Here is a 23,374-nt window from a genome sequence, read left to right on the forward strand (position 1 = left end):
TCATATCTATATCAAGACCATCCGGGGGATGGGGTATATCTGGACAGGAGGCAGACAATGAAGAAGAGTGTGAAAACTCTGAAAATTCTGATGATTTTGGCGGCCGGGGCGCTTTTTTCCCTGCTGTGCCGGCTGTTGTGGGCATATGTACCCCGTTCCGGTGTCCGTTACAGCCTGTTGGCCGTGACAGGGGGCATTTTTGCATTGGCCGGGCTGTGGATATGGGTTTGGCAGAGACAGATCTTCCGCTTTGCAGACGAAATATGCGATACGCTGGACGCCCTGATCTCCGGGAGGCAGCCGGAGGTGGAGCGGCCTTATGAGGACAGCGTGACAGCCAGGGTACAGGGAAAGCTCCTGCAATACTATGACATCATGAACGAGGGCAAGGTGCAGAGCCAGCGGGATAAGCAGACCATCCAGGAGCTGGTCAGCGACATTTCCCATCAGGTGAAGACCCCCATTGCCAATATCCAGATGTTTACCGGCATCCTTCGGCAGCATCGGCTCACAGAGGAAAAGCGGGCGGAGTTTCTGGAGACCATGGCCTCGCAGATCAATAAACTGGAATTTCTGATGCAATCTCTGATCAAAATGTCCCGGCTGGAGACGGGGACATTTGTCCTGCACATGGAAGAAGCGCCCCTTGAGAAGACCATCGCCCAGGCGATCAGTACCGTATGGGCGAAAGCGGACAGAAAAAATATCCAGTTGTCCGCGGACTGCGCGCCGTCGATTACGGTGCAGCATGACCCTAAGTGGACGGCGGAGGCTCTGGGCAATATCCTGGACAACGGGGTAAAATACACCCCGGAAGGCGGCAGCATTTCTGTGTCTGTCCGCCCGTGGCAATTCTATACGCGGATTGACATCTCCGATACCGGTATCGGCATCCGGGAAGAGCATTATCACGATATTTTTCAGCGTTTTTATCGGGCGCAGGAAACGGCTGCCGAAGAAGGCGTGGGGCTGGGGCTGTATCTTGCCAACGGGATCATTACGCGGCAGAAAGGCTATATCAGCGTAAAATCAAATGTTGGAGAAGGCACCACCTTCTCTGTGTATTTGCTGAGCTGATTGAACGCAACAGTCCAGACAGGACACCGGACTGTTGCGTAGAGGCACACAAAGCCCGAAGGATACGCCTTTTGGCTTTGCGGGAGGGGCGGCCTGAACTGTTATGGGCAAACAGCGTATAGGAAAAAGGAAAAAGGGACAGAGGGAGCGCGAAGCTATGGAAATCGTAACGGTACATCGTTTAAAAAAATACTTTGGAAAGGGAGAGGCACAGGTCAAAGCCCTGGACGGTATCGACCTTTCCATTGAGAAAGGCAGGTTTACCGCCATCATCGGTGCATCCGGCTCCGGCAAGACCACTCTGCTGAACATGATCGGCGGGCTGGATACCCCTGATGAGGGGGAAGTGATTGTAGACGGCGTAAATCTGTCCGGTTTGAAGGAAAGAGAGCTGGCTGTATTCCGCCGCGGCAAAGTAGGCTTTGTGTATCAGAATTTTAATCTGGTTCCCACGCTGACCGTAAAGGAAAACATTCTGTTCCCCCTCAGCCTGGCTGGCAGTACGCCGGATCGGCGTTTCTTTGGGGAGGTGGTGGGGCAGCTTTTCCTGGAGGATCGGCTGAATGCCTATCCCCACCAGCTTTCCGGCGGCGGGCAGCAGCGGGTGGCAATCGCCAGGGCGCTGCTTGGGAAGCCGGCCATTCTTCTGGCCGACGAACCTACGGGAAACCTGGATGTAAAAAGCGGACAAAATGTGTTGGGGCTTTTGAAAATGTCCGTGGAGACCTATCGCCAGACCCTCATTATGATCACCCACAACCTTGAGATCGCACAGATGGCCGACCGTGTGCTCCGCATGGAAGACGGCCGTCTGAAGGCGTAAGGAGGGTGCCATGCTTGCAAATAACAACCTGAAAATATGTCACACGCTTGCGCGGCGGGATTTCAGATTTCACAAAACAAAAAATTTGCTGCTGGCTTTTGCCGTGGTTTTGATTACGGGATTGTATTCCTTCACGTTTCTCCTGGGCAGCTCCGTAGAAAATGCGTATCTGCTCAATTATGAGTACCGATACGGCTCCACCAGCCACATCCTCTACCAGGGGTTGACTCCCCATCAGGCAGAGAAATTAGCCCAGCATCCCAATGTAAAAAGCACAGTCCGGATCAGCGCTTTGGGGCAGCTCTCCGATGAGATGATGGGGGTTCGCAGCGTTAAGCTGGCGGTAACCGACCGGGACTATGCCCGGAGCGTCCTCTCTGTTCCTACAACGGGGCGTTTGCCGGAGAAAGCGGGGGAAATCGCTCTGGATAAATTTACCATGGACTCTCTGGGGGTTCTGCATGAGCTGGGCGCTCCGGTGTCCCTTCAGTGGACGGACAGCAGGGGAGGAGGGCACAGCACGGATTTTACCCTCTGCGGATGGTGGGCAAGCCCCATGAACTTCACAGAAGCCTGCGCCTGGGTGACAGCGGAGTGCGCTGCCGGACTTCTGCCCGGATACCCGGATACGGCGTCCGTCACCATGGGGGTGGATCTCTGGCAGCCAAAGGAGCTGGAGCGGCAGGCGCAGCAGATCATGGCGGATCAGGGGGTCAATCAGGTGGCTTACACCACCAATCTGGCCTATAACGAAGCCAGAATGGAAATGGCGGGCAAGCAGGCCACGCCCTTCTACATTCCTGCATTGGTGGTGCTTCTGTGCGGTTTTTTGATGATTTACAGTATCATCCATGTGGCCATGGATCAGGATACCCGCTTTTTTGCAGGGCTGAAGACTTTGGGCATGACACCCCGGCAGATCCGGTGGTTTCTGTTGGAGAAGGCTGGGCTGCTCTCCCTTTTCGGCCTGCTCCCCGGCTGGCTGATGGGATTCGGCATCCACTATCTGGTGACGCCGCGGATCGTGACTGGCATGGAGCAGAACCCGGCCATCTACTTCCTGTCCTGGGAGACCTTCGCCCTGGCAGCGCTCAGTGCCTTCGGAACCGTTTTACTGGCGTACTTTCTGCCTGCTGTCCGGACAGGCGGAAGGATGCCCACACAGATGCTGCGGAATTTGGAGGAAGGGGTGCCGAAAGGGCAGGGGCGCAGCAGCACAGGGAAAGTCGGCATTCTTCGTCTGGCTCTCCGCTCCCTGTGGAGAAATAAAGGGCGTACCATTCTTTCCCTGCTGTCCTTGCTGCTCTCCCTGTTATTGCTCTGCTCCACCTGGATTCGCTACACCAGCTACGACGAGGATTTGTACTTAAACGGGATGTCGCCCTGGGACTACACCATCGAGGACGGCTCTGCGGCTTCCACCGTACAGCGGTATAACCCCAATAACCGGGCTATCACGGAACAGATCGTCAGCGATTTGCGCGGACGCGGTGAGGTTCTGGAGGTAAGCGTCCTGAAATCCAAGGAAGTGGAGCTGAGGGCTTCTGACGGGCTGCGCCAACGGATCGTGGACTTTTACAATGAACCTTATGATGAGACCATGACCCGCAGAGAAAGTCAGGCTGCCTACCCCGATTGGTGTGCCGGTCTGGACTGCCTGGAACAGACGGGCAGCTACTACGGCATCGTGATTGCGCTGGAGGACGCCTACCTGCGGTATGTACTGGATAACTGTCCCGTCACCAGCGGTGATTTTGACGTAGAACAGTTTGCTGACGGACGGTATGTCGTGGCTGCAGGGGCTTATGTGGAGGGCGTGTCCTCGCCTGCCGCCGGGGAGACGGTGGAGCTGGGGGGAGAGCGGCTTTCCGTGCTGGCTTCCGTTATGGGGGATACCTCCTTTTTAAGCGGAAGCAACAGCTTGGAGTCCAGCTTTCATCTGACTTATTTTGTGCCGCTGTCCTTATTTGACAGGCTGTTCCCGGATGAGGGCATCCGCCAGTTGGCCGTCAACATTGACCATGATGGGCAGGAGGAATTTGAGCACTATCTCAGCACGTATAAACAGAGCCTGAATCGCGGGATCAGTGTCCGGATGCGCAGCGATTATCAGGAAGTGTTCCAAAACGCCAGGTTGAATGAATGCCTGCCGAAGCTAATCGTGGGAATCGTGCTGATGGCCATTGGCCTGCTGAACTTTGCCAATATGTTGGTCACAAAGACCATGGTGCGGAGAAAAGAATTTGCGGTCTATCAAAGCCTTGGCATGACAAGCGGACAGCTGCGGTGGCTTCTGCTCACAGAGGGCCTGCTCCATGGGGCTCTTTTGACCGTGATTCTGCTGCCGGTGACCTTCTCTGTGACCTGGTTTGGGATGCCGGCGGTCTTTTCAAGGCTGAACACTTGGTGCATGACCTATCATTACACGCTGGCTCCCCTGTGGGCAGCCCTGCCCCTCATGCTGTTCCTGGCAGCGGCAGTACCCCTGATGTGCTGCCGGTTTATTGAGAAAGGGAGCATTACGGAGCGTTTGCGGATTGTAGCGTGAAAATTGCATGGATAGGTAGCAAAAACGGCTTCCTATAGTCATAAGTTCTATTATTCGGTAGAAAGTGGGGTATTGGTTATGGGAAAAACATCTTTGAATGATTTGGTATATAGCTTTGAACCTTTGAAAATAATTACACCAGATCCGGATCATAAGATTAATGAAGCAGAATTGCAGAAAAGTATTCAAAAGAGTAAGGAAATGGTGGCAGTGATTGAAGAATATAAGCGTAAAAGGGCAGTTCCTAAGTGAAAAAGGGACTGGCAAAATGGAAAGTTATGTTTTGAATGATGTGGAATATGGTTTTAAGCCTGTGGCGCTGCCCCTATGGGAAAGGACAGTGTTCCAAATGTAAAAACTCCTGCACGGGTTCCAAATATGGGAGGGGCATCAAGACCCGGCCCGATTGGGATATCCGGCTTTACACCAATGTCCCCCGTGGCACAGATGCTTATAAGAAGATTTATAAGCAGCACACCGTTTCTTGCCCTTGAATTGGCGGACACACTGCGATATATTCTTTGTTTTCAAGGCTTTCATTCCCCCACTCGATCAAAAGGTACAAAACTGTACCTTTATTGTACCTTCCCTGTGACATGGAACTGATAGAATGTAATCAGAAAAGGGAAACCGATTCCCGGTCACAAGGAGGAAATATCTATGGAAGCAATTTTAAAGGCTACCGGTCTTAAAAAATATTACGGCAAGGGAGAAGCCTTGGTCAAGGCTTTGGACGGTGTGGATCTGGAGATCGAGCGCGGCAAGTTCACCGCCATCATCGGCACCTCCGGCTCCGGCAAATCTACGCTGCTGAATATGCTGGGCGGACTGGACACCCCCAGCCAGGGCAGCATCCAAATCGGAAATACGGAACTGGCAAAGCTGAACAGCGAACAGGCTACCATTTTCCGGCGCAACCATATCGGCTTCATTTTTCAGAATTACAATCTGGTGCCTGTACTCAGCGTCTGGGAAAATATTGTGTTCCCCATCTCCCTGGATGGCCGCAGGCCGGATGAAAAATTTATCATGGAGATTGTCCGCCTGCTTGGCCTGGAGAAGAAGCTGGACAGCCTGCCCAACAATCTCTCCGGCGGACAGCAGCAGAGAGTGGCCATTGCCCGGGCGCTGGCCTCTAAGCCAGCCATTATCCTGGCGGACGAACCCACGGGCAACCTGGACTCCAAAACCAGTGACGATGTGATCGGTCTGCTGAAAATGACCGGCAAAGAATTCAACCAGACAATCGTGATGATCACCCACAACCCCGAAATCGCACAGATGGCAGACAGAATCGTCCGAATTGAGGACGGCCGCATGGTGTCTCAATAGGGAGGGCGGCAGGATGAAAACAGGATTCAAACCAATTCAAACGCTGAACCAGCGTAATTTTAAGAAAAATAAAGGCCGGAACCTGGTGGCGGTGATGGCCATCTTAATGACTGCAATCATGTTCACCACCCTCTTTACCCTGGCACAGAGCATGAGCAGAAACATGGTGGAAATGACCTTCCGGCAGACCGGTTATGACGGCCAGGCATCCTTCAAGAACATCACCCCAGAGCAGTTTTCCCTGATTGCCGACCACCCTGACGTGGCGGAAGCCGGAGAAAGCCTTGTTCTAGGCCTCGCACAAAACAAAAAGCTGGGCGGCAAACAGGTTGAGATCCGCTGGAGCAGCGACATCAATGCCAGGCATTCCTTTGCCATGCCTGCCGCCGGAACAATGCCGACGGCAGCAGACGAGATCGCTCTGGACACGCTGACCCTGGATCGCCTGGGCATTCCCCACCAGCTGGGGGAGCCTGTAACGCTGGAATGGCGCAAGGATCTTGCGAAGGATGAGGTGACTGTCTCCACCTTTACCCTCTGTGGTTTCTGGGAGGGCAACGAATCTGTCTATGCCAGCATGGCCTGGGTAAGCCGGGAATTTGCGGATGAGATGATCGGCAATCATGTGCCTGACGGAAAAACAGATATTTTTGGACTCCATACCGCACAGGTGATTCTGCACAGCGACCGCGATATTGAGGCCACCATGGAGAATATTTTGGCAGACACCGGACTGACAGACTTGGAATACGGCGTGAATCTGGCCTATTCACCGGAGATGAATGCTACCGCAGCCCAGGAAAGCCTTCCCATGTACTTGGGCATGGCGCTGGTGTTCCTGGCCGGCTATCTGATCATTTACAATATCTTTCAGATCAGCGTCACTGCCGACATCCAGTTCTATGGCAAGCTGAAGACACTGGGCACCACCACAAAGCAGATCAAAAAGCTCATTTACAGCCAGGCAAACCGGCTGTGCGCGATCGGTATCCCCCTGGGTCTTCTCCTGGGCTGGCTGCTGGGCATGGTGCTGGTTCCTGTGCTGATGGGACGGCTGGAGGGCAAGGCTGTGGTTTCCTCCCACCCTGTGATCTTCCTTGGCTCCGCCCTTTTTGCATGGCTGACGGTTACAATCTCCTGCCTGCGTCCGGCAAGGCTGGCCGGTAAGGTTTCTCCCATCGAAGCGCTGCGGATGAGCGACGCCGCCACCGCAGGCAGGAAGAAAAGCAAACGCACCCGGAACGGCGCTTCCGTTACCGGAATGGCCTGGGCGAATCTGGGGCGCAACAAAAAACGGACAGTCACCGTAATCTGCTCTCTGACCCTGGGGCTGGTTCTGCTCAGCTGTTTCTACGCGAAGAATGCTGCTTTCGATATGGAGAAATACCTGTCTGAGCTGACGATCAGTGACTTCCGGCTGGACGACAGCAGCAGCGCAGACTATATTGGCGGATATGACCCTCATGGCTCCACCCTGAATGCCGAGCTGGTGGCGTCCGTGGAAGGATTGGCCGGCCTGGAAGCCATTGGCCATCAATATTCTCATCAGTTTGAACTGACGCTGGACGATGAGACCGTGCAGAATATCGCCGCCTTCTATACACAGGAAATGCTGGACGATTGGGCGACTTACGACCCCTCCGGCCCTGCTCAGATAAAAAACGCCATGGAGACCCGTGAAGCGGTCGGCGTACTGTACGGAATGGACGGCATCCCTCTGGATGCGATTACCCAGGACAGGTACCTGCTCTCCGGAAGCTATGATGCGGAAGAATTTGCCGGCGGCGGCTATGTGTTGGCCATCGGGCCTGCCATAGATTCCGCAGATTCGGAGAGAAAGGCCGTATTGCCCGTCCCTGCCGTGGGAAGCAGCATTGCGCTTGAAAATCGTACCTACACGGTGATGGCCATTGTATATCCGCTGCAGGCTGTGGAGGAAGGCGCTTACGAAGGCGGCGTACAGAATCGGCACTCCATGAGCTTTATTATCCCAGCTTCGGCATTCCGGCAGCAGTGGCCGGAGAATACCCTGCGGAGACTGTTCTTCCATGTGGAGGACGAACATATCCCCGCGGCACAGGAGATGTTGGATGCATATACCAAGACCATTGACACCAGCCTGCCTGTGACATCCCGCAAAACCATGACACAGCAGTATGAGGCGGAAACGCGGGCGTCGGCAGTCATGGGAAATACCATCAGCGTGATCATTGCCCTGGTGGGCGTGCTCAACTTTATCAATTCCATGGTCACGGCCATTGTTTCCCGCAAAAAAGAGTTCGCCATGATCCAGTCCGTGGGCATGACCAAGCGCCAGCTGCGGAAGATGCTGATTTGCGAGGGGCTGGATTACGCGGCGATCACGCTGATCGTTTCTTATCTTGTCAGCGCCCTGGCCGTTGGAATCGGTGTCCGCGCCATGACAGCCAATGAGTTCAGCACCTTCCATTTTACCCTGATGCCGCTGATGATCTGCACCCCTGTCCTCCTGGCTTTTGCGGTGCTCATCCCGTTCCTCTGCTTCAAGAATCTGGAAAAGCAGAGCATTGTTGAGCGGTTGAGAACAGAATAATTTTGGATTTTTAGCGGACAGATTTCTTTGCATGCCCCCGGGGAATATGGTAAAATAGCACTGTCGCGGAGGCTGCTCCGCAGGTGGAATATGGCGCCAAGCAAGAACGGATGTTCGATGATGGAGAAAGGTGAGCGTATGGATACGATTTTTTTACTGGAGGACGATGAAGCCATGTGCCGCGGCATTGCCCTGGCCCTGGCAGACCCCCGGCGCAAGGTTGTCAGCGCCGGGACCCTGAAGGAGGGGCGGGAGATCCTTGCCGCCGGGGATTTCCGTCTGGCGGTTCTGGACGTGAATCTTCCGGACGGCAGCGGGCTGGAGCTGCTTCAGGAGAGCAAGGGCCTGCGCCCGGATCTCCCGGTGATCCTCCTCACCGCAAACGATATGGAGATCGACCAGGTCACCGGCCTGGAGGCAGGGGCGGACGACTATATCACGAAGCCCTTCTCTTTGGCCGTGCTGCGGGCCAGGGTGAACGCGCAGCTTCGGCGGAGGGATTCGGACAGAAGGGAGGTCTGGGAGGCGGGGCCTTTCCGGTTCGACTTTGCCCGGATGGACTACAGGAGGGAGGGACGGCCCGTTGACCTGAGCAAAACGGAGCAGCGGCTCCTCCGGGCGCTGGTGGAGAACCAGGGGCATGTGGTTCCGCGGGAGGCGCTGCTGGACCGGGTCTGGACGGAAGGGGCGGAATTCGTGGAGGAAAACGCCCTGTCGGTGACTGTGAAACGGCTGCGCGATAAGCTGGAGGAAAATCCCTCCCAGCCCCAGTGGCTGCGGACTGTCTACGGAATCGGGTATGTCTGGGGAGCGCTCCTTTGGGAGGGTTCGAAATGAATGCATGGCTAATCCTGCTGGCCGCTGTATGCTGTGTGACAGGGATCGGAGCGGTGGCCAGCGCCAGGCACATGATCCGGCGCTCCAACCTGCGTTTGGAGAAGATGGTTCAAGCCGCCATGGAAGGCTCCTTTCAGGAAGAGCGCTTTGACGAGGACATCCATTCTGCCACGGAATCCCTGCTGGCCCGGTACCTGTCTTCCAGCCAGTCCTCTCTGCGGAGCCTGGAGGAGCAGCGGGACAAGCTGGGCCGCCTCCTGTCGGACATATCCCACCAGACGCGGACGCCCATGACCAATATCCGGCTCTATGCCCAACTTCTGGAGGAACAGGAACTGCCGGAAGGGGCCGGAAGCCTGACGGCAGAGCTGATCCGGCAGACGGAAAAGCTGCAGGGCCTGATCGAGGCGCTGATTCAATCCTCCCGTCTGGAATCGGGGCTGCTGGTGCCCCATCCCACCCGGGGAGATCTGTCCGCCATAGGGGCCAGGGCGGCGGGGCAGTACAGGAGCCTGGCGGCAGAGAAGGGGATCACAATCCTCCTGGAGCTGGCTCCCGCCCCGGCGGTGTTCGATGAAAAGTGGACGGAGGAGGCTGTGTGCAACCTGCTGGACAATGCGGTCAAATACACGCCGGAAGGGGGCTGCATCACCGTCCGCAGCCAAAGCTATGAACTGTTTTCCAGAATCGATATCGCCGACACGGGCCCTGCCATCCCGGAGGAGGAGCACGCGAAGATCTTCGGACGTTTCTACCGGGCTCCGGCCGCCTGGAAACAGGAGGGAGTCGGCATCGGCCTGTACCTCACCCGGCAGATACTGGCCGGGCAGGGAGGCTATGTGAAGGTGGGCAGCGTTCCGGGAAAAGGGAACACGTTCTCGGCATTCCTCCCCAGGGCTTTGACAGCGCTCTCCGAAATATGACTATTCTGTTAGATTTCAGAAAGGCCCTGGAAAGATTCCTCTGTTATAGTGGAATCGTAGAAGGACATACTTTTTTCGGAGGGTGCATAAAATGACCATATTGGAAACCAGAGAACTGACGAAATACTATGGCACAGGAGAAAACCAGGTGCGGGCCCTGGACGGGGTGAACCTGAAAGTCCAGGCGGGGGAATTCCTCGCCATCGTGGGCACATCCGGCTCCGGCAAGTCCACGCTGCTGCACATGCTCGGCGGACTGGACCGGCCCACCGGGGGCAGGGTGGAGGTGGAGGGCAGGGACATCTTCTCCATGAAGGACGAGGCCCTCACCATCTTCCGCCGACGGAAGATCGGCTTCGTGTTCCAGGCCTACAACCTGGTATCTGTCCTGTCGGTGTGGGAGAACATCGTCCTGCCCATTCAACTGGACGGAGGGCGCCCGGACGAGCCTTACGTCCGCCAGGTCATAGAGCTGCTGGGCCTGGAGCAAAAGCTGGATAGCCTCCCCAACCAGCTCTCCGGCGGCCAGCAGCAGCGGGTGGCCATCGCCCGGGCGCTGGCCACAAAGCCTGCCATCCTGCTGGCGGACGAGCCCACGGGAAACCTGGACTCCCGGACCAGCCAGGATGTCCTGAGCCTGATGAAGGTCACCGGCCGGAAATATTCCCAGACCATGGTGATGATTACCCACAACGAGGAGATTGCCCAACTGGCGGACAGGGTAATCCGCATCGAGGACGGGCGGATTCAGGGAAGCCCTGCCGGGAAGGGGCACGGGCCGGAAGGGGGAAGGGCCCGGAGGGAGCAGGGATCGGAGGTGGCGGGATGATACGGGTAAGGAATGGAAAGACGCTGCGCAGGATTTCCCGGAAGATTCTGAAGGCCTCCGGCGGGCGCAACATCATCGCCATGACGGCCATCGCCATGACAGCCATGCTCTTCACCGCCATGCTGACCATGGGCGGTTCCGTGCTGGAGACGGTGCAGCAGGATACGTTCCGCCAGGTGGGCGGGGATTTCCACGGGGGCTTCAAGCGCCTCACCGAGGACCAGACGGAAGAGCTGCGCACGGACGGGCGGATTCGGGAAAGCGGCGCCCGGTTAGGGGTGGGCGTGCTGTCCGGGGCGCCCTTTGACAAGCAGTATACGGAAGTCAGCTATATGGAGGAAAATTATGCGGAACACAGCTTCTGCACCGTAGCCGAGGGCAGACCGCCTGCCTCGGGAAAGGAAATCGCCTGTGACAGCCGGGTGCTGGAGCTGCTGGGCATTGCGCCCAGGGTGGGAGCGGAGGTTCCCCTGACCATTTCCCTGGGCCATGGAACCGCCAGGCAGCAGGATGTCACAGATACCTTCATCCTCACAGGCTGGTGGGCCTTTGACACAGCCGGCACGGCGGCCAATGTCCGTGTGTCGGAGGAGTATGCGGAAAGCGTCCTTTCCGACCATGGATTTCAGGGGAACAGCGATTTCTCCGGCAGTTGGTCGCTGAACGTGTTCCTCTCCTCCGGCGCCCATATCCAGGAGGAGCTGCAGCAGCTTCTTGCCGACCACGGCTATCAGAGCGAGTCCATGGGGGAGGAGGGATACGTGAATCTGGGCGTGAACTGGGGCTACCTGAATTCGCCGATGGAGGGTCGGGATGCCGCCGAGCTGGCGGCGCTGGGCTTTCTGCTGCTGGTGGTGCTGCTGGGGGGATATCTGGTGATCTACAACATTTTCCAGATTTCCGTCTCCAATGACATCCGGTTCTATGGCCTCTTAAAGACCATCGGCACCACGCCGGGGCAGATCCGGGGCATCGTCCGGGGCCAGGCCTTTACCCTCTCGCTGGGAGGCATTCCGGCAGGGCTGGCGCTGGGGTGGCTCCTGGGGGCCTGGATTTCCCCCATGCTCCAAAATCTGGGCTACGGCAGGATCTCCGAGATCAGCGCGGACAGCCGGATATTTGTTTTCGCGACTTTATTTACACTGCTTACCGTATTCCTCTCCTGCAGCAAGCCCGGGAGGCTGGCGGGCAAGGTGTCGCCGGTGGAGGCCGTCCGGTATACGGACGGGGCCAGGGGCCTGGGGAAGAAGAAAAGACATGTCAAAGGCGGCGGCACGCCTTTTGGCATGGCGGCGGCAAATCTGTGCCGGAATCGGAAAAAGACGCTGCTTACCGTGCTCTCCCTGGCCCTGGCGGCTGTGCTGTTCCAGACGGTCTTCGCCCTGGGCGGCGGCTTTGACATGGACAAATTCCTGCGGCGCTTTGTAGTCAGCGACTTTGTGGTGGGGGATGCCGGTTATTTAAGCCGGGGCTATGCGGACGGCTCTCTGACCCAGAGGGACGTGGAGGCAATCGTTTCCACCGGCTATGTGGCGGAGGGAGGCATTACCTGGCAGGAGCTGCGGGTCTCCGCCGCTGTGCCGGAATCATATTACCGCTATCATTGGAGCGATATCTATGAGGAGGAGACGCTGGGAAAGCGCATGGAACGCCTGCGCCAGCCGGACGGGGGCTACAGCCAGCCCATACAGCTCTACGGCCTGGAGGCTTTCCCCATGGAACAGCTCACCGTCCTGGAGGGCAGCCTGGAGGCCCTGGCGGATCCCTCCGGGCATGCCGTCGCGGCCGTCTGTCAGACAGACGACTATGGACAGCCGATTCCAGGCAGCCATTACGCCGCTTTGGGGGACAGCGTCACCGTCCGCTATGAGGAGGACTGGTGCACGCGCGCCTGGGAGGACGGCAGGGAGCTGACGGCTGAGGAGGTGGAGGTCATGAACCCGGATGACTACTATCTCTCGGCGGAGCGATACCGCACCGTGACCTATACCGTGGCAGCCCTGGTGACCATGCCGGAGCCCATGACCAGCAGGTATTACAGCGGCGCGGGCTTCGTCCTGGCGGCGGATGCCCTGAAACGGGACGGCAATGCCCCGTTCTGCCTGAATTATCTGTGCGACGGAAAGGAAGGGAAGGGGGAGGCGCTGGCGGACTTCCTGGCCCAATATACCGGGAGGACCGCGCCGGACCTGGATTATGAGGGGAAGGAGGACTATTACCAGGCCTTCTCCGGAATCCGGAACACGGTGCTGGTCATGGGCGGCGTCCTCTCCGGGCTGCTGGCCATGGTGGGAGCGCTGAACTTCCTAAACGGGGAGCTGACCTCCATCCTGGCCAGGAGGAAGGAGTTGGCTGTCCTCCAGGCGGTGGGCATGACCGGGGGGCAGCTGAAGCGGATGCTGGGGGCGGAAGGGATGCTCCACGCCCTGCTGGCCGGGGCCCTCTCCCTGGTCCTGGGGCTGGCGGCAGGCGGGATGCTTGACATTGCGCTGGGCCGGACCCTGTGGTTCTTCACCTTCCGGCTGAACCTCTGGCCTGTCCTGGGGCTGGCGCTGGCCTACCTGGCCCTGGGGGCGGCGATTCCTCTGGCTGTCTATCATTTTGCCGCCAAAGAGACCGCGGTGGAGCGGCTGCGGCAGGAGTGAGGGACATCCTGAAGCAGGGAATCCATAGAAAAAAGAGACGGGACGGAACAAAAATGGGAAATGCTCAGGCGAAAAATATTCTGATCATCGATGACGACATGCACATCGGAAACATGCTGGAGGAAGCGCTGGCCAGGGAGGGCTACGGCGTCTCCCGGGCCTACTCCGGGACGGAAGCCCTCCTGGTGCTGGACGGCGCCAGGCCGGACCTCATTCTGCTGGACCTGATGCTGCCGGGGCTGGACGGGGAGGAGGTGCTGCCGCGGATAATGGAAGAAGAGCGTTCCAGGGGGATTCCCGTGATCGTGGTGAGCGCCAAAGTGGACATCGACAAGAAAGCGGAGCTGCTGCTGGGGGGCGCGGCGGATTATGTGACGAAGCCCTTCGCCATGAAGGAGCTTCTGGCCAGAATCTCCGTACAACTGCGCAGGCCCTCCGGGGCGGCCGTGGCCCCTGTCCTGGAATTTGGCGGTATCACGCTGAACACGGATACCCACATGGTCAGCCTGGGCAGCGCGGAAGTAAGGCTGACCAGGACGGAGTACGCCATTTTGAAGCTCCTCATGGGCAACCCCTCCCAGGTGGTGACCAAGTCCCTGCTGTTGGAGCGGATCAGCCGGGACACGCCGGACTGCACGGACAGCTCTCTGAAGATGCATGTCAGCAACCTGCGGAAGAAGCTGCGGGAGGCGACGGGGAAGGACTACATCGAAGCAGTCTGGGGGATCGGCTTTAAGATGCGCGGGGAATGAATCTTTACCGTTTCTTTACTGTTTCCTTTACCGGTTTCTTTACTGTCCGGGGATAGAATGGCAGTATCTCATAAAACAGCGGCTGCCGGAACCGGAACCGGCCCGGCAGCTGCGGTATTGGAATCAGGAGGTTGTGCATATGGAGTATGTTCTGCAAACGAATGGCCTGACCAAGAAATACAGGCATTTCAAGGCGCTGAACCAGTTGACCATGAATGTCCCAAAGGGGGCGATCTATGGCTTTGTAGGCAGGAACGGCGCGGGCAAGACCACATTGATCAGGCTGATCTGCGGGCTGCAGTTCCCCACCTCGGGGGGCTATACCCTGTACGGCAGGAAGGACACGGACAAGGATATCTCCAGATCCCGCAGAAGGATGGGGGCCGTGGTGGAGACGCCCTCCATCTACCTGGACATGACGGCTCAGGATAATCTGAAGTATCAGTACCGCATCCTGGGGCTCCCGTCCTATGCGGGGATGGAGGATATCCTGAAGCTGGTAGGGCTGGCGGACACCGGGGACAAGAGGGCTGGAAACTTTTCCCTGGGGATGCGCCAGAGGCTGGGAATCGCCATCGCCCTTGTGGGCTCCCCGGATTTCCTGGTGCTGGACGAGCCGGTGAACGGGCTGGATCCCCAGGGGATTATCGAGATCCGGGAATTGATCCTGAAGCTGAACCGGGAGCGGCAGATCACGTTCCTGGTCTCCAGCCACATCCTGGACGAGCTCTCCAGGATGGCCACCCACTACGGCTTCATCGACAGGGGGCAGATGGTGAAGGAGGTCAGCGCGGCGGACCTGGAGAAGTCCTGCCGGAAATGCATCCACCTGGAGGTGACGGATACAGGGGCGCTGGCCCGTGTGCTGGACGGAATGGATGCGGAGTACACGATCCTCTCCGACAGGGAGGCGGATGTGTACGCGAAGATAGGGGTATCCAGGCTGACGCTGGCCCTGGCGGAGGAAAACTGCGACGTGATCTCCCTGCGGGAGCGGGACGAGAGCCTGGAGAGCTATTATGTCAGTCTGATAGGAGGGCAGAAGAATGACTAGATTGTTGTCTGCAGGTTTCCTGCGTCTGAAGAAGAACAAAGTATTCTGGGGCGGCCTGATCCTGATGGCGGCCTGGGGGATATTCATGCCGGTGAAAATGCATCTGGATGCGGTGCAGATGGGCTATGTATACAGGATAGAGGACGGATTCTTCGTCTATGCCATGGGCGTGGGCGTCGTCATGGCGGTATTCTGCAGCCTGTTCATCGGCACGGATTACAACGACGGGACCATCCGGAACAAAATCATCGTGGGCGGAAAACGTTCGGCGGTCTACCTGGCCAACGCAGTGGTCTCCTCCGTGGTGGGGCTCGCCATGTGCGCGGCGTATCTGCTGCCGTATCTCTGCGTAGGCCTGCCGCTGGTGGGAGGCTTTACTGTCCCGGTGGAGATGGTTTTGCTGACGACGTTTACGATACTGCTCCTCTCGGTGGCGGTTTCCTCTGTTTTCACCTGTATCGCCATGGTCTGCCAGTACAAGTCCGTTGCGGCTGTGATCTGCATATTGCTTGCCTTCGGCTTCCTGATGACAGGGATGGTGCTGGCCCAGATGCTGGAAGCGCCGAAGACGCAGGAGGTCTATTCTTATGCCATAAACGGGGAGATCAGCTCCGTGGAGGAGCCCAACCCCGGATACCTGGAGGGGACGAAGCGGGAGATCGTCCAGACCCTTCACGACATCAATCCCGGCGGGCAGGCCATCCAGTGCGCCGGCATGATGGCCGTGAACCCCTACCGGCTCCCTGTCTACTCCCTTGCGATCATTGTGCTGGCCACAGGCGCGGGCTGCGTGCTGTTCCGGAAATCAGATCTGAAGTGATGTGACGGAAAGACGGAAACGAGGGGATTTTCATGATGGTATGGTTATGGAGCCTGACCGGCGTCCTGGGATTGCTTGTCATTGTTCTGCTTATCAAAATCCATATTCTGCGAAAGGCCGCGGGGGAGATCGCGGACGGCTTTGCCGACAGGCTTGCCACCGACACCAACACGCTGATCGGCATTTCCGGCAGGGACAGGCAGATGCGCCGCCTGGCCGATGCCGTCAATGAGCAGCTCCGCAGGCTCCGGGCGGAGCATCACAGGTTCTGCCAGGGGGATGCGGAGCTGAAAGGCGCAGTCACGAATCTCTCCCATGATTTGAGGACGCCCCTGACCGCAATCTGCGGTTATCTGGACCTGCTGGAGAAGGAGGAAAAATCGGATATTGCCAAACATTATCTCGATATCATCCGGAACCGTTCCCAACTGCTGGTTTCGATGACGGAGGAGCTGTTCCGGTACTCTGTCCTCCTTTCCAGGGAAAGCGACGCCCCCGCGGAGCCCGTGGTCCTGAACCAGGTGCTGGAGGAGAGCATAGCGGCTGCCTACACCGCTTTGACGCAGCGCGGCATTACCCCCAGGATACGGATGCCGCAGGAGAAGGTGGTCCGGATGCTGGACGGTGCCGCCCTGTCCCGGGTATTCGCCAATCTGCTGCAGAATGCCGTAAAGTATAGCAGCGGAGACCTGGAGATTACCCTGGAAAGCACAGGGGAGATTGTCTTTGCCAACACGGCCCCCGGGCTGGATGAGATACAGGTGGGCAGGCTCTTCGACCGCTTTTTTACCGTGGAGTCCGCCAGGAAGTCCACCGGGCTGGGGCTGGCAATCGCCAGGAGCCTGGTGGAGCAGATGGGCGGGAGCATATCGGCGGAATACACGGATGACAGGCTGCATATCTGGATTTTCTTCCGGGAGAGGGGCGGCTGAGAAAAAGGTTCCGCAGAAGAGCGCGCTTTCAGGGCCTGGCCCGGGAGCGCAGGATGTGAAGCACGGGAAGGAGGAAACCGCAATGCAGTATACGGCAAGATATCGGTCGCCCATGGGTGAAATCCTGCTGGCCGCCGACGGAACCGGCCTGACAGGACTGTGGTTCGAGGGCGCGAAGTATTATGCCGGGGGCCTTGACCCGGAGCATGAGGAAAGGGAGCTGCCGGTTTTTGGAGATGTCAGGAAATGGCTGGACATTTACTTTACCGGAAAAGAACCGGATTTCACGCCGCCCGTGCATATGACAGGCTCTCCGTTCAGGCTGGGCGTGTGGGAGCTCCTGCGGCAGATTCCCTATGGGGAGACGGTGACCTACGGGGAGCTGGCCCAGGCGGTGGCAGGGCAGCGGGGGCTTGCCCGTATGTCCGCCCAGGCGGTGGGCGGCGCGGTGGGGCACAATCCCATTTCCCTCATCGTCCCCTGCCACCGGGTGGTGGGGGCTGACGGCAGCCTGACGGGATATGCGGGCGGGGTGGCCAAAAAAGAGCGGCTCCTTGCTCTGGAAGGCGTGGACATGGGGAAGCTGTTCCTGCCCGCAAAGGGAACAGCATTATAGGGAAACCGTATGCGCAGGGTGAAAGAAGATGATGCTGTCGTCAATTCGCCCTGCGCATTGACTTAGGACGGATTTCAGGCTATAATAAATCCGGGACTATAAAAATACGCGCATGCGCGGAAAATTTCGATTATGAGGTGCTATATGGTTGACAGGAAAAAGAAGATGTTGCGGAGGAACGGATACCTGGCGGCGGTTTGTGCCCTTCTGCTGGCGGGGATGCTCAGCGGCTGTGCCGGCGGCGGGGACGGGGGAGCGCAGAGCGGGGCTCCTTCGGAGAACGCGCAGCAGGCGGAGAGCGGCGGCTCCCAGGCAGAGGCGGCCCAGGACGGAGAGGAGGGCCAGGAGGCCTCTGTGTCCTTCGAGGCCCGGGACATGGAGGGGAATGCCGTCACCGCGGATATCTTCGGCCAGTCCAGGCTCACCATGGTGAATGTGTGGGCCACCTATTGCAATCCCTGCCTCAGCGAGATGCCGGACCTGGGGGAGCTGGCCGGGGAATACGACACCGCCGACTTCCAGCTGATTGGCATCATCAGCGATGTGCCGGAGATAGTGAAGGGCGTGGATGAGGAGAAGGCGGAGAGGGCCATGGAAGAGGCCCGGAGCCTGATAGAGAGCACGGAGGCGAGCTATACGCACCTGCCGATCAATGCCTCCCTGCAGAAGGCCCTGCTGGCGGATGTGACGGCGGTTCCCACCACATTCTTCGTGGACGGGGAAGGCAAGGTGCTGGGCACGGTGGTAGGAGCCAGGGACAAGGAGAGCTGGAAGGAGCTTATAGACGCGCTTCTGGCGGAGCTGTAGGAGCCGAAGGGATATGGAGAGGCGGCGAGGAAGCGGGATGGAGCCTGGAAGGGCAGCGGAGGGCAGGACATTGGACAGGGACAGGAGAGACGGCAGGAGCGGCGGGCACAGCAAAGGCCGCGGGGATGCCGGGGGCCGGGGCAGACCCGGAAGGTACGGATGGCTCTTTGGCCTGCTGGCCGGGGCAGTGTTTTTAGGGATAGGCGCGGCCCGGGGAGAGCTGGCCGCAATCTGGCAAAAAGCGGTGATGATCTGCATGGAGTGCATCGGGATAGGATAGGGGAGGTTCCGCCCCATGGGGCCTGCGGGTTCCGGCGGCAGGGCGGGAATTGGGATGAAAAAGTTACGAACGGTTGTACAGATTGCTTTTACCATATTTACCAACGGATACGCCTATGGCTTCCTGAACGGGAAGATTTACCAGGGGTCGCTTAAGTACGCCTGCGTTCCGGGGCTGAACTGCTATTCCTGCCCCGGCGCGGTGGCCGCCTGCCCCCTGGGGGCGCTGCAGGCTCTGCTGAACCGGAGGGGCTTCCAGGTGCCCTTTGCCATGCTGGGGTTCTTCTTCCTCTTCGGGAGCGTCTTCGGGCGGTTCATCTGCGGGTGGCTTTGCCCCTTCGGGCTTGTGCAGGATCTCCTGCACAAGATTCCCCTTTTCCGCAAACGGAAGAGGCTGCCCTTCCACCATATCCTGAAATACGGCAGGTATGCGGCGCTGATCGGGCTGGCGGGCATAGGCTCCCTGTTCCTGTTCGGGGGCTTCGCCAAGGTGCCGGCCTTCTGTAAGTACCTGTGCCCCTCGGGGACCTTTTTCGGGGCGCTGCCCCTGATGGCTTCCAATGAGGCCCTGCGGGATCAGGCGGGAGGGCTGTTCTTCTGGAAGCTGGGGATTTTGCTGGTATTGCTGCTTCTGTCCGTGAAGGTCTACCGGCCCTTCTGCCAGTACCTGTGTCCTTTGGGTGCCATCTACGGCTGGTTCAACCGCTTCAGCCTGGTGCAGGTGCACTGGGAGAAGGAGCGCTGCACCTCCTGTAAGGCCTGCCAGAGGGCCTGCCCGGTGGATCTGGCCCCGGAGGAGATCTCCAGGTCCCCCGAGTGCATCCGCTGCGGGAAGTGCGCGGAGGCCTGTCCGGCGGACTGCCTGCATTTTGGCAGACGCTGAGGCTGCGCCATGGGGCCGGAATTTCGCGGCTATGGCTTATACTGCAGACCGCCAGGATTTACAGTGGTGTCTCCGGGAAAGTGCTTGGCTGGCGGTCTGCAGTCGAGTTGCGCTGCAAATTTAACCGGTGTGCAGTATACATGGCGATTTTCCGACTTTACATAAACCAAATGGAATGTTATAATCAATACAAAAAGCGAGGGAACCAGAATGGATGTAAAAGAACAGATCGCGAAAGCGGTGGGCAGGATCGCCAATGACAAGAAGCTGCAGGAGCAGTTCCAGAAGGAGCCGGTGAAGGCCCTGGAAAGCATTCTGGGCATCGACCTGCCGGAGGAAGCCATCGACCAGGTGGTGAAAGGCGTAAAGGCGAAGCTGACCACTGACAGGCTTTCGGATTCGGTGGACGCGCTGAAGGGATTTTTAAAAAAATAGGTCATATAAAAGAGCGGGCAAAAGCTGTGCAGCAGAAAGCGGCATCATATGTGCGGTAAAACCACGAGCGCATATGATGCCGCTTCCTTAATGAATGTGCTTTTGGCACAATATGACAGAGCGTATCAGGGGGGATTTTCGGGAAAGGCGGGGAAAATGATGGAATGGATTACGGACATGGACGGCGCCATACTGCTTTTTATCCAGGATGCGGTCAGGAATCCCGGGCTGACTCCGGTCTTTATCGCCATTACAGTGCTGGGGAACGGCGCGGTGGTATGGATCCTCACGGCGATGGGTCTGCTGATCCCGAGGGGGACCAGGAAGACGGCCCTTGCCTGCGCCGCGGCCCTGCTGCTGTCCCTTTTGATCAACAATGCGGCATTAAAGAATATCGTGGGGAGGATCAGGCCCTATGACACGATACCGGGCCTCGTCCCGCTGATCGGAAGGCCATGGGACTATTCCTTTCCTTCCGGGCATACGGCCAGCTCTTTTGCGGCGGCATGGGTTCTGTACCGCAGGCTGCCGAAGCGCTTCGGGATCCCCGCGCTTGCGCTGGCAGGCCTGATAGGGATTTCCAGGCTGTACCTGGGCGTGCACTATCCTACGGATGTGCTTTTCGGTGCCGTCAGCGGAATCGGGTGCGGCTGTATCGCCTGTGTGCTGGTTTCGGCATTGGCGCGCGATTGACAAGAATCAGTGCATTGGGGTATGATGGGAATAATACGGATGTGGCTGAGGACGAAAATTCAGCGGACTTACGGACAGAATGGAGGAAAAGCGTGGAGAACAGACAGTTGGACATGGACAGGATTTTGACGCAGGTGGATGCCCTTTATGAGCAGAACCGGGGCGAGGAGGCAGAGCAGCTCATGCTGCAGTCTGCCGGGGAAGCCGTGAGCCTCGGGGACGAGGGCGCCCGACTGCAGCTGCTCAATGAGCTGCTGGGCTATTACCGGGAGACCAGCCAGAGGGAAAGGGTCTACCAGACAGCCGCCGAGGCCATGGAGCAGGCGAGGAAAATGGGGCTGGAGGGCACGGTCCCCTATGCGACGACCCTGCTGAACATTGCCACCGCCTACCGCGCCTGCGGCAGGCTCCAGGAATCAAAGGAATACTACGCGCAGGTGCAGGAAATCTACGACAGCCAGCTGGAGCCGGACAGCATGCTGATGGCGGGCCTGAAGAACAATATCGCGCTGCTGTACCAGGAGACGGGGGACTTTGCCGCCGCGAAGGAAAAGCTGCTGGAGGCCCTGGCGATCGTATCGGGGAGGGGAGTGGCCTACGAGACGGCCGTCACCTGTGCCAATCTGGCCAGCACCTGCATGCAGCTGAAGCAGAAGGAGGAGGCGTGCGATTACGCCCGCAGGTCCGTGGAGATATTCCAGCGGGAGAAGGTGGAGGACAGCCATTACGCCGCCGCCCTCGCCACGCTGGGAGCCTACAGCTACCACGGAAAGGATTTCAGGAAGGCATTGGAGTATTATACCCGGGGCATGGAGGCCGTAGAGAGGAACCTGGGCAGAAACGAGTATTACCTCAGGCTTCAGGAGAATGCCGCCGCCTGCGAGAGGGCATTGGCCCAGGAGGGACAGGGGGCAGGCCTTGCGCTGGCCAGGCAGTATTATGAGAGCTGCGGCAGGCAGATGATTGAAGAACGTTTTCCCGCATATGCCGGGCGGATCGCCGTGGGGCTGGCGGGCAGGGGATCGGACTGCTTCGGCTATGACGACGAGGCTTCCAGGGACCATGACTGGGGCCCGGATTTCTGCATGTGGGTCACGGACGAGACCTATGAGGAGATCGGGGAAGAACTGCAGAAGGCTTACGAGGGCCTGCCGGAGGAGTTCGGCAACTATAAGCGCGCCCCCCGGGTAAACGGCCGCAACCGCCGGGGCGTGATCAGGATATCGGAATTCTACAGAGGGCTGGTAGGGGCATCAGAGTACGGGGAGATCGACTGGCGCAGCGTCAGCGACGCGGGCCTGTCGGCCGCGGTGAACGGAGAGATATTCCGGGACGACGAGGGTGTCTTCACTGCATTTAGGGACAGGCTGAAGGAGGGGTATCCGGAGGATATCCGCTATCTGAAGCTGGCGGAGAGCGCGGCGAGATTCTCCCAGACCGCACAGTACAATTATCCCAGGATGCTGGGCAGAGGGGACATCCTTACCGCTCAGATGATGGTGTGGGAGGGCCTGAAGGAGGCCATGAAGCTGCAGCACTATGTGGAAGGGAAGTATCCGCCCCATGACAAATGGCTCTATCGGAGCCTGACACAGCTGGAGCAGGGCGGTGAGATGGGAGGCATGCTCCAGGATCTCTCCAGCAGGCTGGCCGGAAGCGGCGTGCTGAAGAATGCGCTGGACGAGGATTCCATTGAGGACAAGATCGAGCGGATAGCCGCCTATTTCGCGGCGGAGATGTACCGGGCCGGCTTTATCAGCGACACGGACAGCTATCTGGACGCCCACAGCGAAGAGCTGGCTTACAAGGCCTCTTTGTGGGTGCAGGAGAAGGAGGCGCTGGTGGAGAGGATCGCCGGGCTGGAGTTCGAGGCCTTCGACAAGGTGAAGAACGAGGGCGGCAGGGCCAGCTGCCAGAACGACTGGGCCACCTTTTCGATCATGCGCAAGAGCCAGTACCTGACATGGAGCAAGCCCATGCTGATACAGTACCTGTATGACTTCCACAGGGAATACGACAGGGGGCACAACCTGATCGAGGAAAAGTACGGAAGGATGATGGAGAGCACCGCCCCGGAAAAATATGAGGAGATCAAGTCCTATTTCCCGGAGCTGAGCCAGGACAAGAAGGACATCATCGAACAGATCGTCCTATTCCAGGTGGGCTGGATGGAGAGATTCTCGGAGGAATATCCGGAGCTTGCGGGCAATGCCAGAAGGATACACACCTATGAGGACAGCAGCGAGGACACCTCCTATGAGACCTATCTGCGGGGCGAGCTGGGGACCTACTCGGACAAGATGCTGGAGCTGTACGGCAGATATGTGGTGGACTATGCCAGAGCCGGGAGGAACCTGACCCGCGATATCATGGAATTAAGTGTAAAAATGTACGGCTATGCGGATGTGGAGGATGCGGAGCGCAAGCTGGAAGCGGCCTGGAAAAAATAAGGCATGAGAACGGCATCTGACAGATTCTGCATGTTCGAATAAATGTCGAAAAACTGCACACTCTGTA

The 23,374-nt window shown here is 58.3% G+C and carries 21 protein-coding genes; all 21 read left to right on the top strand.

Annotation, left to right across the window (positions count from 1 at the left end):
- Positions 1-306 precede the first annotated feature (306 nt).
- Positions 307-1,077 carry a sensor histidine kinase KdpD gene (locus Q2B33_RS06955; protein ID WP_300913927.1) on the top strand — a complete coding sequence of 257 codons (771 nt, stop codon included), beginning with the start codon at positions 307-309 and terminating at the stop codon, positions 1,075-1,077.
- A gap of 157 nt (positions 1,078-1,234) precedes the next feature.
- Positions 1,235-1,900, top strand: a complete 666-nt coding sequence (locus Q2B33_RS06960) for an ABC transporter ATP-binding protein (protein ID WP_296475413.1) — start codon at positions 1,235-1,237, stop codon at positions 1,898-1,900.
- A gap of 109 nt (positions 1,901-2,009) precedes the next feature.
- Positions 2,010-4,448 carry an FtsX-like permease family protein gene (locus Q2B33_RS06965; protein WP_300815212.1) on the top strand — a complete coding sequence of 813 codons (2,439 nt, stop codon included), beginning with the start codon at positions 2,010-2,012 and terminating at the stop codon, positions 4,446-4,448.
- Between the two features lie 78 nt (positions 4,449-4,526).
- On the top strand, positions 4,527-4,700 hold the full coding sequence (locus tag Q2B33_RS06970) for a hypothetical protein (RefSeq protein ID WP_296463186.1): 174 nt from the start codon (positions 4,527-4,529) through the stop codon (positions 4,698-4,700).
- A gap of 408 nt (positions 4,701-5,108) precedes the next feature.
- Entirely contained in the window at positions 5,109-5,780 is a 672-nt protein-coding gene (locus Q2B33_RS06975) for an ABC transporter ATP-binding protein (RefSeq protein ID WP_296463188.1), read from the top strand.
- Between the two features lie 13 nt (positions 5,781-5,793).
- On the top strand, positions 5,794-8,352 hold the full coding sequence (locus tag Q2B33_RS06980; RefSeq protein WP_300795158.1) for an ABC transporter permease: 2,559 nt from the start codon (positions 5,794-5,796) through the stop codon (positions 8,350-8,352).
- Between the two features lie 138 nt (positions 8,353-8,490).
- A complete protein-coding gene (locus Q2B33_RS06985) occupies positions 8,491-9,189 on the top strand; it encodes a response regulator transcription factor (RefSeq protein ID WP_296472142.1) in 699 nt (232 codons plus the stop codon).
- Positions 9,186-10,112, top strand: coding sequence for a sensor histidine kinase KdpD (locus tag Q2B33_RS06990; RefSeq protein ID WP_296472139.1), 927 nt, complete (start codon positions 9,186-9,188; stop codon positions 10,110-10,112). Before Q2B33_RS06985 ends, Q2B33_RS06990 begins: the two co-directional genes overlap by 4 nt.
- Positions 10,113-10,203: 91 nt before the next feature.
- Positions 10,204-10,941 carry an ABC transporter ATP-binding protein gene (locus Q2B33_RS06995; protein WP_300784935.1) on the top strand — a complete coding sequence of 246 codons (738 nt, stop codon included), beginning with the start codon at positions 10,204-10,206 and terminating at the stop codon, positions 10,939-10,941.
- Positions 10,938-13,586 (top strand): ABC transporter permease, encoded by a 2,649-nt coding sequence (locus tag Q2B33_RS07000; protein WP_300784937.1) that lies wholly within the window; start codon positions 10,938-10,940, stop codon positions 13,584-13,586. Before Q2B33_RS06995 ends, Q2B33_RS07000 begins: the two co-directional genes overlap by 4 nt.
- Positions 13,587-13,639: 53 nt before the next feature.
- A complete protein-coding gene (locus Q2B33_RS07005) occupies positions 13,640-14,338 on the top strand; it encodes a response regulator transcription factor (protein WP_300784939.1) in 699 nt (232 codons plus the stop codon).
- Between the two features lie 139 nt (positions 14,339-14,477).
- Complete coding sequence (locus Q2B33_RS07010; RefSeq protein WP_300768812.1) at positions 14,478-15,392, top strand: ATP-binding cassette domain-containing protein; 915 nt, start codon at positions 14,478-14,480, stop codon at positions 15,390-15,392.
- A complete protein-coding gene (locus Q2B33_RS07015; RefSeq protein WP_300572314.1) occupies positions 15,385-16,212 on the top strand; it encodes an ABC transporter permease subunit in 828 nt (275 codons plus the stop codon). The genes Q2B33_RS07010 and Q2B33_RS07015 overlap by 8 nt, the downstream gene beginning before the upstream one ends.
- Before the next feature lie 32 nt (positions 16,213-16,244).
- Positions 16,245-17,144, top strand: coding sequence for a sensor histidine kinase KdpD (locus Q2B33_RS07020; protein ID WP_300572316.1), 900 nt, complete (start codon positions 16,245-16,247; stop codon positions 17,142-17,144).
- 82 nt (positions 17,145-17,226) lie between these two features.
- A complete protein-coding gene (locus Q2B33_RS07025) occupies positions 17,227-17,760 on the top strand; it encodes a methylated-DNA--[protein]-cysteine S-methyltransferase (protein ID WP_300572318.1) in 534 nt (177 codons plus the stop codon).
- A gap of 144 nt (positions 17,761-17,904) precedes the next feature.
- Positions 17,905-18,567: a TlpA disulfide reductase family protein gene (locus tag Q2B33_RS07030; RefSeq protein ID WP_300572320.1), complete on the top strand. Its 663-nt coding sequence runs from the start codon at positions 17,905-17,907 to the stop codon at positions 18,565-18,567.
- 13 nt (positions 18,568-18,580) lie between these two features.
- Positions 18,581-18,847 carry a CD1871A family CXXC motif-containing protein gene (locus Q2B33_RS24180; protein ID WP_330684545.1) on the top strand — a complete coding sequence of 89 codons (267 nt, stop codon included), beginning with the start codon at positions 18,581-18,583 and terminating at the stop codon, positions 18,845-18,847.
- 54 nt (positions 18,848-18,901) lie between these two features.
- Entirely contained in the window at positions 18,902-19,729 is an 828-nt protein-coding gene (locus Q2B33_RS07040) for a 4Fe-4S binding protein (RefSeq protein WP_300572322.1), read from the top strand.
- Positions 19,730-19,939: 210 nt separating this feature from the next.
- Positions 19,940-20,164 (top strand): hypothetical protein, encoded by a 225-nt coding sequence (locus Q2B33_RS07045; protein ID WP_300572324.1) that lies wholly within the window; start codon positions 19,940-19,942, stop codon positions 20,162-20,164.
- 156 nt (positions 20,165-20,320) lie between these two features.
- Complete coding sequence (locus Q2B33_RS07050) at positions 20,321-20,857, top strand: phosphatase PAP2 family protein (RefSeq protein ID WP_300572326.1); 537 nt, start codon at positions 20,321-20,323, stop codon at positions 20,855-20,857.
- Positions 20,858-20,970: 113 nt separating this feature from the next.
- Positions 20,971-23,307 (top strand): DUF4125 family protein, encoded by a 2,337-nt coding sequence (locus Q2B33_RS07055; RefSeq protein WP_300913925.1) that lies wholly within the window; start codon positions 20,971-20,973, stop codon positions 23,305-23,307.
- The last annotated feature ends 67 nt before the right edge of the window (positions 23,308-23,374 follow it).

Origin of the sequence: uncultured Acetatifactor sp., from assembly GCF_948601915.1 — a bacterium.
Classification (GTDB): domain Bacteria; phylum Bacillota; class Clostridia; order Lachnospirales; family Lachnospiraceae; genus Acetatifactor.

Bases quoted from the DNA above. Each gene is read 5' to 3' on its own strand.
- Q2B33_RS06975 (WP_296463188.1), top strand. From the start codon at position 5,109: ATGGAAGCAATTTTAAAGGCTACCGGTCTTAAAAAATATTACGGCAAG.
- Q2B33_RS07010 (WP_300768812.1), top strand. From the start codon at position 14,478: ATGGAGTATGTTCTGCAAACGAATGGCCTGACCAAGAAATACAGGCAT.
- Q2B33_RS07040 (WP_300572322.1), top strand. From the start codon at position 18,902: ATGAAAAAGTTACGAACGGTTGTACAGATTGCTTTTACCATATTTACC.
- Q2B33_RS07005 (WP_300784939.1), top strand. From the start codon at position 13,640: ATGGGAAATGCTCAGGCGAAAAATATTCTGATCATCGATGACGACATG.
- Q2B33_RS07020 (WP_300572316.1), top strand. From the start codon at position 16,245: ATGATGGTATGGTTATGGAGCCTGACCGGCGTCCTGGGATTGCTTGTC.
- Q2B33_RS24180 (WP_330684545.1), top strand. From the start codon at position 18,581: ATGGAGAGGCGGCGAGGAAGCGGGATGGAGCCTGGAAGGGCAGCGGAG.
- Q2B33_RS07025 (WP_300572318.1), top strand. From the start codon at position 17,227: ATGCAGTATACGGCAAGATATCGGTCGCCCATGGGTGAAATCCTGCTG.
- Q2B33_RS07030 (WP_300572320.1), top strand. From the start codon at position 17,905: ATGGTTGACAGGAAAAAGAAGATGTTGCGGAGGAACGGATACCTGGCG.
- Q2B33_RS06985 (WP_296472142.1), top strand. From the start codon at position 8,491: ATGGATACGATTTTTTTACTGGAGGACGATGAAGCCATGTGCCGCGGC.
- Q2B33_RS07050 (WP_300572326.1), top strand. From the start codon at position 20,321: ATGATGGAATGGATTACGGACATGGACGGCGCCATACTGCTTTTTATC.
- Q2B33_RS07015 (WP_300572314.1), top strand. From the start codon at position 15,385: ATGACTAGATTGTTGTCTGCAGGTTTCCTGCGTCTGAAGAAGAACAAA.
- Q2B33_RS06990 (WP_296472139.1), top strand. From the start codon at position 9,186: ATGAATGCATGGCTAATCCTGCTGGCCGCTGTATGCTGTGTGACAGGG.
- Q2B33_RS06960 (WP_296475413.1), top strand. From the start codon at position 1,235: ATGGAAATCGTAACGGTACATCGTTTAAAAAAATACTTTGGAAAGGGA.
- Q2B33_RS07045 (WP_300572324.1), top strand. From the start codon at position 19,940: ATGGATGTAAAAGAACAGATCGCGAAAGCGGTGGGCAGGATCGCCAAT.
- Q2B33_RS07055 (WP_300913925.1), top strand. From the start codon at position 20,971: ATGGACAGGATTTTGACGCAGGTGGATGCCCTTTATGAGCAGAACCGG.
- Q2B33_RS06995 (WP_300784935.1), top strand. From the start codon at position 10,204: ATGACCATATTGGAAACCAGAGAACTGACGAAATACTATGGCACAGGA.
- Q2B33_RS07000 (WP_300784937.1), top strand. From the start codon at position 10,938: ATGATACGGGTAAGGAATGGAAAGACGCTGCGCAGGATTTCCCGGAAG.
- Q2B33_RS06970 (WP_296463186.1), top strand. From the start codon at position 4,527: ATGGGAAAAACATCTTTGAATGATTTGGTATATAGCTTTGAACCTTTG.
- Q2B33_RS06980 (WP_300795158.1), top strand. From the start codon at position 5,794: ATGAAAACAGGATTCAAACCAATTCAAACGCTGAACCAGCGTAATTTT.